Annotated in this window: 10 protein-coding genes and 1 pseudogene; 8 read left to right on the forward strand and 3 right to left on the reverse strand. The window is 47.1% G+C overall.

Features of this window, described 5'->3' with window-relative positions:
* Nucleotides 1-147 precede the first annotated feature (147 nt).
* Entirely contained in the window at nt 148-360 is a 213-nt protein-coding gene (locus IE105_RS15715) for a helix-turn-helix transcriptional regulator (protein WP_189499423.1), read from the forward strand.
* Entirely contained in the window at nt 353-916 is a 564-nt protein-coding gene (locus IE105_RS13785; protein ID WP_189499425.1) for a hypothetical protein, read from the forward strand. The genes IE105_RS15715 and IE105_RS13785 overlap by 8 nt, the downstream gene beginning before the upstream one ends.
* A gap of 770 nt (nt 917-1,686) precedes the next feature.
* Here the strand turns inward: IE105_RS13785 and IE105_RS13790 are convergent.
* The 3 genes from IE105_RS13790 to IE105_RS13800 all read right to left on the reverse strand — a co-directional run bounded on the left by IE105_RS13790 (nt 1,687) and on the right by IE105_RS13800 (nt 4,665).
* Nucleotides 1,687-2,892, reverse strand: coding sequence for a TraB/GumN family protein (locus IE105_RS13790; RefSeq protein WP_189499426.1), 1,206 nt, complete (start codon nt 2,890-2,892; stop codon nt 1,687-1,689).
* 377 nt (nt 2,893-3,269) lie between these two features.
* Nucleotides 3,270-4,235, reverse strand: a complete 966-nt coding sequence (locus IE105_RS13795) for an ATP-grasp domain-containing protein (protein WP_189499428.1) — start codon at nt 4,233-4,235, stop codon at nt 3,270-3,272.
* A gap of 37 nt (nt 4,236-4,272) precedes the next feature.
* Nucleotides 4,273-4,665: a hypothetical protein gene (locus IE105_RS13800; protein ID WP_189499430.1), complete on the reverse strand. Its 393-nt coding sequence runs from the start codon at nt 4,663-4,665 to the stop codon at nt 4,273-4,275.
* Nucleotides 4,666-5,559: 894 nt separating this feature from the next.
* Between IE105_RS13800 and IE105_RS13805 the strand changes: the two genes are divergently transcribed.
* The 6 genes and pseudogenes from IE105_RS13805 to phoU all read left to right on the forward strand — a co-directional run bounded on the left by IE105_RS13805 (nt 5,560) and on the right by phoU (nt 11,507).
* Nucleotides 5,560-6,639, forward strand: coding sequence for an OprO/OprP family phosphate-selective porin (locus tag IE105_RS13805; RefSeq protein ID WP_189499432.1), 1,080 nt, complete (start codon nt 5,560-5,562; stop codon nt 6,637-6,639).
* A gap of 23 nt (nt 6,640-6,662) precedes the next feature.
* Nucleotides 6,663-7,754 carry a substrate-binding domain-containing protein gene (locus IE105_RS13810; RefSeq protein WP_189499434.1) on the forward strand — a complete coding sequence of 364 codons (1,092 nt, stop codon included), beginning with the start codon at nt 6,663-6,665 and terminating at the stop codon, nt 7,752-7,754.
* Between the two features lie 41 nt (nt 7,755-7,795).
* Nucleotides 7,796-8,710, forward strand: a pseudogene (gene pstC, locus IE105_RS13815) (phosphate ABC transporter permease subunit PstC); the annotation flags it as partial.
* Nucleotides 8,703-9,980, forward strand: coding sequence for a phosphate ABC transporter permease PstA (pstA, locus tag IE105_RS13820; RefSeq protein WP_189499437.1), 1,278 nt, complete (start codon nt 8,703-8,705; stop codon nt 9,978-9,980). The pseudogene pstC and the gene pstA, both read left to right, overlap by 8 nt.
* Nucleotides 9,980-10,783, forward strand: a complete 804-nt coding sequence (gene pstB / locus IE105_RS13825; protein ID WP_189499439.1) for a phosphate ABC transporter ATP-binding protein PstB — start codon at nt 9,980-9,982, stop codon at nt 10,781-10,783. Before pstA ends, pstB begins: the two co-directional genes overlap by 1 nt.
* 4 nt (nt 10,784-10,787) lie before the next feature.
* A complete protein-coding gene (gene phoU, locus IE105_RS13830) occupies nt 10,788-11,507 on the forward strand; it encodes a phosphate signaling complex protein PhoU (RefSeq protein WP_189499442.1) in 720 nt (239 codons plus the stop codon).
* The last annotated feature ends 327 nt before the right edge of the window (nt 11,508-11,834 follow it).

The following is an 11,834-nucleotide window of genomic DNA, read 5'->3' on the forward strand; positions in this document are numbered from 1 at the left end:
CGTGGTCTATGTCACCCCTACCACCCCATCCCCCATAGGGGGTCATCGTTGCACTCTCGCTCTTCTTTCCGAAATACGGTTTCTCCATTCGGGGAGGTATTCACGTCCTGACTAATTTCTTGATTCCCATAACTAGGAGAATCTGAAATGGATGAAAAATACCTCAACACGAAAGAAGCGTACGTGCGGATGAACATAAGCCGGTCGACGTTTTATCGGTATCGAAAAGATAACCCCAACTTCCCTCGACCGTTGAAATTGAGCGAGAGTTGTATGCGCTACAAGCTCTCAGACATCACCCGCTATTGTGACAGTACGCAGGGCGGCCCAGAGTCAAGCAAAGGGCAGCATCATGTTTGATCGTAGATATATGTTCTCAGACTATCACTATAAGTTTGAAGACGAAAACCAAACGCGGGATTATTTGAATGCGCAGATAGGAAAGTTCATACCGAATTATTTTCTGACCATTACAATGCATCCTTACTCAAAGATTTTTGAAATTGACCGAGTTATCAGCGAGTTCGCTGAATCCCACCAACGATTTCCAAAAGAGGTCGTGAATCGTGTGGATTACAAGATGTACGGGCGCAAACATGCCCGTATGCCTAAATCTGAAAAATATTCTTTCATTACTCGCTTAGAAACCAAGTCCCGTAACAACACACGCGTACTCCCACATTTTCATATGTATATGGGGAATATGGATTTTGATCTTCAGGATCAGGTCGATGACTTACGTGATGACATAATGAAGAGCCTAAGGAAGCTATGTTATCAGATGGGTTTCCAACCCAACATCGATTTTAGGCGGCATGATGTGTCTGAGAATGACTACATCCTAAAATTCCCATTGGCGGACATCCAACACATCGATTGGAGAAACGCCTGCCCTCCCATCGAAGACCCCCACTAATTTCGAAACGCTTTGATAAACCCTCTTTAGGCCAGACCATTGAATCAAGGGTTTACCATTGCTTGCTCCATGAGAGCCCTATTTCTCAGTTTAAGATGAGAAGTAGTGTTTAATGTTGCCTAGACCTCACTGAGTCCATCACTTAACCAATTGTTTTATATAACTTATTATTATTCATACCAACTCAGCGTTATTGGTTCTGAGAAGGATTGGTTTAAACTATGGGTTCAAACTATAAGAATGAGTACCGTTAGAATGTGTGACATCTACAGTTCAGTTGAAACCCATGAAGATGGTAATCGCTTCAAATGCACACAGTGTAGACCAAGGGTGTGACCGCAGACTTATCCTTCGGATGAAAAGCTTATACAAACACCAATCATAGCCGTTTAGGGGTAAAGGCTATCATTAAAGACTGAGTTCATAGGCCTAAAAGCTTAAGGTGGTCTCCCAAGGGTTAGGTTGTTAGTAGGAGAGCCACTTAATGGTTAGAAGGGCAATGTGGGTTTGAACACTCTCAAGGCTTTAACCAATCCACCTACATCACTTCCACAATCAGTACTGGTGCCTGTCAGCCTTACTGACCGTCCACTTAAGGGCTTGACCAACGACAACCTCCGGCCAGCCAATTTTAGGCCATTTAATCATCGTCTGCTGAGGTGTCAAAGCGGACCTCAGACGAGCGGCTTAAGACGCCCAAAACCGGCCGCTGGTAATGTTTGCGAATATGGCCGTTATATACTTTATTTAGGAGACTCGCGTCGGCGCATTTACTTGGTAAATACGAAAGCCTCGCCTTTTATGGGTTTGAGTGCATTTGATCCGTTCATTAATATTACAGCGTCAAAATTCTCCGCCGCAGGCCCATCAATGTGGAAGTTTCGGATCATCGACATATAACCACTGCTGCCCACCAATGCCGGGGACTTGATATATGGTGAGCCCGGATTGTTTATATCAAAGAGCATATTTGGCGCATCGCCCATCACAGACTTTGCTGCACCAATCCCCCGTGTTCGAAACATCCAGCCATTGTCGAAGCTCATCGGTGCCTCAGTATAAAGCTCGCCATTCTTTGGTTTTGGTATGCCTGGAAATGCTCCCGACGGTATCATATTGGAACATGCCCCTACACATAAAGTTGTTATCGTCGCGACAGCGTCTTTGAATGTCGGCGAGACTTTCTCTGTTCCGCTATTTAAATAAGCCGATAGGCTAGGCGAACCGTTCGTACCAACCTTATTAATATGAGATATGCCCCATAGACCGTAAAATTTCGCTTCGGGAAGAGCTTTATCCATCAAAGCAATATTTGAGAGGATATGACGGTAGCGAGAGCTGCCGTCCACACGTGACGCATTGGCCTCCAGCAGCATCATATTTACAGCATAAGCTGTGTCCTCGTCTACATCCGAGAGTGTTTGAGCCATTGCAACGAATTTCTCCTTCGACGGTCCGTCTACTCCAATAAACCTAATCTTCTGGTCGTCAGGGAGAGACACGTTTAAGTCTCTGATAGAACGAATTTTTTTTAAGAAGTCTAAATTTCCCCACTGGGATTGTCGCTCATCATGCCAGGCATTAAACACATTAATGAGGGCCTCATCTTGTCCCGTTCGCAGATAATGATTAAATATAATGGCAGTGGCCGGGTCGATTTCAGCCATATAGTCGCGAACGCCCAGACGTTGATTGAGGTGAGTCAGCAGGGCCAAATCGATAGATTGCACTCGCGAATACCCGTGCATTTCTCCCAACATAAACAATCGATTTTCATAGAAAGCATCGTCAAAGGCAAAGTTTCCATCGGCTTGGGTCAAGTCGAGCCTAACTTCGTTTTCAGATAGATAGTCTTTTTGTGTTTTCGCCGTAAAGCTATCAGCGATGACCGGAAACCAAGGCAGCGCAATGACTAACAAAACGCTTGAAAGAAACAGAAGGCCGAGCCATTTCAAGATCTTTATTATTACCTGCATTTAACGCTCCCGTTTGGAGTAAGGCTGGCCTTATGAAGAGGATAATGTCAAGTCTCTGATAATGGTAAAGGCTAAATAAATTTGAAATTTGAGCGTCTTTAACTCGCCCCACAGCGGCCCCTCAGTTCAGAGGCTTAAAACGCTCAAAGATGGCCGCTGGTAATGTTTGCCAATAAGGCGGCATTCTCCAAAAGAAGGACACTCGGTAAATTCTGTTGCAACCCGATTGCGGACATTTGCCCCATATGCCTCCAGGTTTTGGGTTTGGAGCTTAACGGACGTTGCCGATGGTAAGTTTCCTAGAAAGATCGACCTTAAATTGGCATAGCAAAGTCTAAAGTTTAGAATCTTTCAAACTCTAGAGAATCGAATGCATTTCAACATTCCTGCCAGTCCAAATGAGGCTCACTACTTTCCAATAGAAAGCTGTCGACCCAATCGTGAAAAACCCCGGCTTTCAAGACCCTGTCATGCTCATCGGTCGGATGAAGTTGCGCACGATCATTGCATTCAAGCACAAGAGGAACATTTTGCTTGTTTAGAATAATGTCGAGACCCACCAATTGCGAAAACCGTTCGTTCGGTAAAGCCCCGGATGCCGCCGTTTTATCCGCGATGCTGTCTATCATCTTCCTAAACAGCGAACAGACACCCGACCAAAAATTCGCCTCATTTAAGGGTATTGAGCTGGCGAAAAGCTGGCTTGTGTATCGCGGAAGCGTGTCTTTTTTGACCACCGAGTTGGCTGTTATCGGATTGTCTGCACTCTCGCTGTAGATGATCTTTCCTTCCCGGGCGATCACGCCGGAGAGCCGGCCATTAAAGTAGTTTATGATACCATAGACGCGGATATTGAAGATTTCGCCGTCCAGCAGGTCTGAACACTCAATGAGCTCTTGCACCAAAATATAACCATCGGAACGACGGAGGTTTTGCAGGTCAGAGAGATTGACCACATCCACCGCTTTGCGGTTATGGCCCCGACCCTTTGCAATCATTTTGATGGGAAGGTTGAGGTTGATCTTATGCGTCAGCCTGACGAGATCACGTTTCGCGCTCAGCACAAAGCTTTCGGGCATAATGGTCATCGCGGCATCGCGACCATGATGTCTGACTAACGCGACCCATAAATATTGCTTTAAACTCAAAAATTCGACGCCAGGCACGCACATATAGTAGTCATGACAATGGAGCGCTAGGCGCTCCCTTAATAATCGTATGGCCTGTTTTCCGGAAGGGAAATATAGCGGCGCTTGGCCGCTATATATGGGCGTAATCCCTTGTCTCGAAAATGCCTGCAAGTATGGCTTAGATGTCTCGGGGTAGGTGAGAACATCCATCATCACAGATTTACTGACTTAGGCCCTCAAAAACGTGGCTTTAATATTCTTCGAATTCATCGTCTTCACCCTCACCTTCGATAGAATCAACACCGACTTCTTCATAATCTCGTTCTAAGGAAAAATAGGGATTTGTATCGTCAAGGTCGTCGCCATTCACGACAAAACCGGCCTCAGTTTCCTCACATGACGTGAAATAAACGTCCGCATTCCCGTAACCATCTCCGTCTGCGTCTTCATAAAATGTCGTTGGAAGGAAATCGCCGTGGGACCGGATGTGGCTGTTCGCGGCCTTTGACGGCAAAGTCAGAACGCGAAAGCTACCGTGACCATTATAATGGCAAAGCTCAACCTTCGCCTTTTTGGCCGCAAAGGCGGGCTCGGCAAAGGCTAAAACTGCGACAGTCGCCGACAAAAGTAAGATATTTTTCATGTGTAATCCCCCTGAGTGACGGCAGATTATTTTGCGGTATTTTAAAAAAACTTAAAATTGTGCAAGTTGCAGCCCCAAATTTAGAGTAGTCAATAAGCTCGCAGAATGTCAATCTGATTCAGTGTTGCCAGATCGGTTAAGTCCTTACGATCTCACAAACGATGACATTCTAACGCTGAGGCGCGAATTTAAACGTGGATATGCGGAGCGGCTTAAAATCGCCTCAAGTTGGACACTCGGCTAATGTCAGGTTTAGGGACCATCTTGACTTCAGCTCAGGGGGCGAAGCGGACCTCTCGAGAGTGTCTTTATTGAGGCGATTTTAAGCCGCTCAGTTTCAGCAGCTTTGGGGGCTTAGCGGACATTTATTGAGTGTTTTAGAACACCCAAGATAAGCCGCTCACCCGTCACTAAATAGATTCATGTAAGTCGATGTGTTTTGTGTGAGGGAATTTGGGTGCACCACTTCACTTGGAAATTCAGCAAAACACCTGGAAGATCAGAGCTAGTTCGCGGGTGCGTTCGATTGTTCCGTCGCTTGGTTTACTCGAAACTTGGTGATTTCTATCTTTTACCATGGTCGCACATCCATTCATTCTCAGGCGTGGATAAAACGTATTACGCTCACTTGTTGAGTGTGGCGACATTGTTGGATTAGGCGGCGGCCTCTGAAGTGCTTTATAGCGCGCATTTTCCCGGACCGTCATAAAATTGTCTCAAGAAAAAGACAAAACTGTCAACAAACTGATATCTTCCTGTTATCAAATTTTGTCATCGGGGGCCCAACATAGCTTGGAGCTGAATCACTGTTCTTAGCATCCTAATCACACCAAGAGATGAGTGATGACGTTCAATAAGGTAACAATTTTCGGCGTATCGATGCTGGCATTGTGCATGAGCGCTCCCAACGGCGCCTTTGCACAAGACGCGACGCTCGATGTCGGGGGGCGGGTTATGATTGACTATACAATTGCGGACTTCGACACGCCTGACTCAAGTATCCGTGATAGTGAAGTCCGCCGAGCTCGCCTTTTCGCCAGCGGCACATATGGCTCTAGCGTCAAATATAAGTTTGAGTTCAACCACGCGACAGGTGGTGGCTTAGAATTAACGGATGGCTATGTGCAGTTCGCGCCACAAGACAGTCAGTTCAAATTCAAAGTTGGACATTTTAAGACGCACAATTCTCTTGAAGAAGAAACCTCGTCGCGCTTCATCTCTACGATTGAACGCGGTGCATTCACCGATGCCTTTGAACTGAATCGCCGCGCCGGCGTGTCGATCAATATGACGGGTGATAATTATGGTGTTGATGTCGGCGCATTCGGTACAAATGTCGAAACGGAAGGTGGCCCTGATGAAGGTTTCGCCTTTGCCGGACGCGGCTATTACAACCCAATCAAAAGTGATGACACAATTGTCCATCTTGGCGCGTCATGGCGTTACCGCGAACAAGGCGATTCTCAGTCTGATTTGAGATACCGTCAGCGCCCATACACGCATGTTGCACCCGACCGCATCATCAACACTGGACGTTTCGCAGAGAGCGATAATTTTTACGGTGCGGAAATTGCCGTGATTCGGGACAATATTTGGGCTGCTGGAGAATATGCGCTACTCCGGGCCAATGGCTCAAATGCAAATGAAGATGCTGAGTTTTCTGGCGGGTATATGGAAGTTGGCATCATGTTCGGTGGTAACAGAACTTACAAGAGCGGTAAGTTCAACCGTCCCAAAGTCGATAAGCCGATAGGCGAGAGCGGCATGGGTGCACTTGCACTCGTCGCACGCTATGACACGATCGACCTGCAAGATGGTCCTTATCTAGGCCAGTTAAATACAATCGTACTCGGTGCGGATTGGTGGGCCACAAAGCAAACTCGCTTTGCTCTAAATTACTTCAACGTCGATTCGGAGAACGGTTCCACAAAAAGCGGTAGTGGTATCGTTGGCCGTCTCTCATTTGATTTTTAGACTTTCAGTCGAGGAAAAATAAAATGTTTAAGAAAATTCTATTGTGCAGCGTTGCCGCATTCGGGTTGAGCGCGTGTGGAAATGGCGGAGGTAGCGCATCGGATACGTCGGAGGGTACAGCCGAGACGACACCTTTTACGACAGGGCGCGATCAGATTAAAATTGTTGGATCATCAACGGTTTATCCTTTTGCGACAACAGTGGCTGAGAACTTTGGGCGAAGCACATCGTTTAAGACACCGATTGTAGAGGCAACGGGTTCTGGCGGCGGTTTAAAGCTATTTTGTTCTGGGCTTGGTGATAATTTTCCGGACATCACAAATGCGTCTCGCCGCATCAAGGCCTCCGAAGTTAAGCGCTGTGCTGAAAACGGTATTACTGATATTGTTGAAGTCAAAATTGGATATGACGGTATCGTCGTCGCGAATTCGACAAAATCTGACCGCATGGAATTGACGTTGCGCGAACTTTATCTTGCGCTGGCGAAAGATGTACCTGATGGAAATGGTGGCCTAAAGCCAAATGACTACATTTATTGGAGCGACATCAACCCCACTTTTAAAAGCACCAAAATTGAGATTATGGGGCCGCCACCAACTTCAGGAACGCGCGATGCATTTGTCGAACTGGCGATGGAGGGCGGTTGCCAGACATTTGACTGGATCAAAGCGCTCAAAGAGACAGACAGCGATACTTATAAAGCGATTTGCCATGCGTTTCGCGAGGACGATAGTTTTATCGAAGCCGGCGAGAATGACAATCTGATCGTCCGCAAACTAAATGCGAACCCGAATGCGCTGGGTATCTTTGGTTTTGGCTTTTTAGATCAAAATGGCGACAGTGTTCAAGGCAGCGTTATTGACGGTACGCCGCCAACATTCGAAAATATTTCAGATGGAACTTATCCCGTCTCTCGTTCGCTTTACTTCTACGTGAAGAAAGACCTCGTTGGGACAGTGCCCGGTATCACAGAATATCTGACAGAGTTCACGAGTGTCCGTGCAAGCGGGCAAGATGGATATTTATCCGAAAAAGGTCTAATTCCAATGAATGTGGATGAGCATGCGCAGTGGCAATCCCAAGTGCTGGCTCTTGAAACATTAAGCCTCAACTAATGTCAGGCTCTCGCGACTTTACATTGCGGCGGATAAACCGCCGCAACCAAATCAAAGAATATGCGATCCAGAGTGTCCTGATCGCCTGTTCCTTTGTGGCTATTTTTACGACTATCGGTATCGTCGCGTCCCTGGCATTTGAGGCCTATCGTTTCTTTGGCAGAATACCTCTCGCTGATTTTCTGTTCGGGCTGGAATGGAGCCCGCAAACGGCGATGCGCGTAGACCAAGTCGGCGCCAGCGGTAAGTTCGGCGTATTGCCCTTGTTATCGGGTACAATCTTGATCAGTTTCATCGCAATGTGCGTGGCAACGCCGTTAGGTATTTTATCTGCAGTTTATCTCGCTGAATTTGCGCGCCCAAAAACCCGCAATATAATTAAACCTATGTTGGAACTTCTGGCAGGTATCCCGACCGTTGTTTACGGTTTTTTTGCGGCCCTTGTCGTTGCGCCTATCATTCGAGGCATGGGGTCTGGGGCTGGGTTTCAAATTTCTTCTGAAAGCGCGCTTGCTGCGGGGCTCGTAATGGGGATCATGTTGGTTCCGTTTATCTCGTCATTATCAGATGATGTAATCAATGCTGTGCCGCAGGCACTGCGTGATGCTTCTAATGGAATGGGCGCGACTGAAACGGAAACGATCACAAAGGTCGTTCTACCGGCTGCGACACCGGGAATTATCGGTAGCCTACTTCTCGCGGTCTCGCGTGCCATAGGCGAAACGATGATTGTGGTCATGGCGGCTGGCCTTGCTGCGAACCTGACTGCGAACCCATTCGAAGCTGTTACAACCATGACGGTCCAGATCGTGACATTGCTGACGGGGGATCAAGAATTCGATAGCGCTAAAACACTCGCGGCTTTTGCGATTGCCTTGTTCCTTTTGGTGCTCACTTTGGGTTTGAATATCGTGGCGTTGAGAATTGTCGATAAATACAAGCGAAAATATGCCTGACTATCTTCTGACAACATCGCCCCAGATGGCCAAGCGTCATGCTCGGCATTTGCGGTTCCAATGGTATGGGCGCGTCGCGATCGCGGTTTCTATCTCATTCATGCTGTTGATGTTTACAGCGATTTTTGTTCGCGGGGCGGGTGCCTTCGAAAAGACAATGATCGCTGTCGATATAGAATTTGCGGAAGCTGTTATTGACCCCAGAGGCACTCGTGTTGAGATGGACCTAAAGCAGGGCAACTACAAACCCCTTATTCTTTCTGGCCTTCAAGAGGTTGTTCCTAGTGCAACGGAACGCAAGGAGAGAAACCGTCTATACAAGCTCGTAAGCGGCGGAGCCGCATTTGACCTAGGAGAACGTGTTGCCGCCAAACCGGATATGATCGGCACAACCCAGCGAGTTTGGATCGCCGCCTCATCCGAGGTTGATCTCTATATAAAAGGTAAAGTTGATCCGGAATCTGATGAGGCAGTCCGACGTCTGAACGACCAAGACATCGCGTGGGTGACAACATTGCAACAAGAAGGACGCGTTAAGAGGAAGTTCAACCGTGTGTTCTTCACAAGTGGAGATTCCCGAGCGCCAGAAATGGCGGGTATTTTAAGTGCCGCGTTGGGTTCTTTTTTCAGTCTCCTAGTTTGTTTCTTGATCGCCTTTCCGCTTGGTATTCTGACTGCTGTTTATCTGGAGGAATATGCAAAAAAAAACCTGCTGACCAATTTGATTGAAGTGAATATTAATAACCTTGCTGCTGTACCTTCTATCGTGTTCGGTCTCTTGGGATTGGCGGTGTTTTTGAACTTCTTCAATCTACCACGCTCAACCCCGCTTGTCGGTGGGATGGTTTTGGCACTCATGACCTTACCGACCATTATTATCGCCTCACGGTCGATCTTGCGTTCTATACCGCAAAGCACGCGAGACGCGGCAATGGGCTTAGGCGCTAGTAAGACACAGACAACTTTCCATCATGTTGTTCCTCTGGCGATGCCGGGCATGTTGACAGGTACGATCTTGGGCATGGCGCGCGCATTGGGCGAAACGGCACCTTTGCTGATGATTGGTATGGTGGCCTTTATTGTGGATATTCCAAAAGGAATAACTGATGTCGCGACATCCTTACCCGTCCAAATTTTCTTATGGGCGGATAGTCCTGAAAAAGGGTTTGTCGAATTAACGTCAGCGGCCATCATGGTGCTGTTGGTTTTTCTTATATTGATGAATTTATTCGCTGTGTATCTACGCAGACGCTTGGAGAGTCGCAGGTAATGGAAAAGAACAATACAGAGGAAGCCACTGCAGAGACACATGCTTCCGCCCCAATCCTGATCGCTCGCGATGTTGACGTGTTTTACGGGAAGAAACAGGCCATCAAGAACGTTAGCCTTGATATTCCTGAAAACCAGATCACGGCTCTAATTGGTCCGTCAGGTTGTGGGAAATCTACGTTTCTTCGTTGTTTCAACAGGATGAATGACTCCATCGATTCATGCCAAGTTAGCGGTAATATTCAGTTTGCGGGTCAGGACATCTACGGCCCAAAAGTTGATGTCGTGGCGCTTCGTTCGCGAATAGGTATGGTCTTTCAGAAGGCGAACCCTTTTCCAAAATCCATCTTCGATAATGTAGCCTATGGGCCAAGAATTCATGGCTTGTCTGAATCTAAAGACCATCTTGAAGACATTGTAATCACCTCTCTTCGCCGCGCAGGTCTCTATGACGAGGTCTCCGATCGTTTAGATGAACCTGGAACAAGTTTGTCGGGTGGTCAGCAGCAACGTCTATGTATCGCTCGAGCTATCGCCATCGACCCTCAAATTATTCTGATGGACGAACCATGTTCCGCGCTTGACCCGATTGCGACAGCCATAATCGAAGATTTGATGGATTCCATGAAAGAGAAATACACAATAGTGATTGTAACACACTCCATGCAGCAGGCCGCGCGTGTCTCTCAGCAGACAGCCTTCTTCCATCTGGGTGAGTTGGTAGAAAGCGGTGACACGGAGTCAATATTTACCAAACCCGCTCAAAAACAAACTCAAAATTATATTTCCGGCCGAATTGGATAACTATATGAGCAATGATCACATCGCTACCTCCTTTGACGAGGATATGACCCGCCTAGAGGCTATGTTTCTTGAAATGGGCGGCATTGTCACTGCCCAGCTAAAAGCCGCGACACGGGCCTTACGCAAAGAGGACCGTGCCCTTGCCAAAGAAGTCGTAAAAGGGGACAAGAAGCTCAATAAAATAGAAGCGGACCTCAACAACCTTGCCATAAAAATTCTCGCCTTGCGCCAACCATTCGCGGGAGATCTTCGCAAGGTTGTAATCACTTTAAAAAGTGCGGGCCATTTGGAACGGATTGGTGATTTGACGCGGAATATGGCGCAGCGGACGAACACGATTGCGAAAGCAGAGGCTGACACAGGGCCGATCGATACATTGATACGCATGAGTGAAATCGTTCAAGATATGATTGCATCCATTATGCTGGCTTACAAAATGCGGGATACAGAACTTGCGATAAAAGTGCGAGCATTAGACCAAAATGTCGATACATCACACAATGCTCTATTCCGTGAAATGCTCACCTATATGATGGAAGATCTTCGAAACATTTCGGGATGTATGCATGTGATGTTTATGGCCAAAAACATCGAACGTATGGGCGACAATGTGGCCGATATCGCCAAAGAGATTGTCTACATGAATACGGGCAATTGGCCTGAAGGCAAACGCACGAAAAGCGATAAAACAAGTAAAATGATCATTGAGCACGATCTCGCTTAAGAGTGATATTGACCTATATTCTCTAAGCACTTTTTCTCATTAAATGAAATGGAGAGCTTAGGTGGATTTTGGTCCCCTGGTTGTTCATTTCGTCAGTCTCGACTGTCATTCACCGGTCGTACCGATGCCTGACTGTTCACTTTGCGGGTTACCTTGCATTAAGTCGAACGACTTAAAACATCCAAATTAAGCAACTGATCTAATGTCCGGTTTGGGGATGGGTGATGTGCCCCTAGCTTTATAGACACCTTGCTACTTCATTTTGCTGTCATCTCAAATTCGACGGGTGACAACATCCCGTTGTTAGCATGCCTGCGTTTCGGATTG

Source organism: Algimonas arctica, assembly GCF_014652695.1.
Taxonomy (GTDB): Bacteria; Pseudomonadota; Alphaproteobacteria; order Caulobacterales; family Maricaulaceae; genus Litorimonas; species Litorimonas arctica.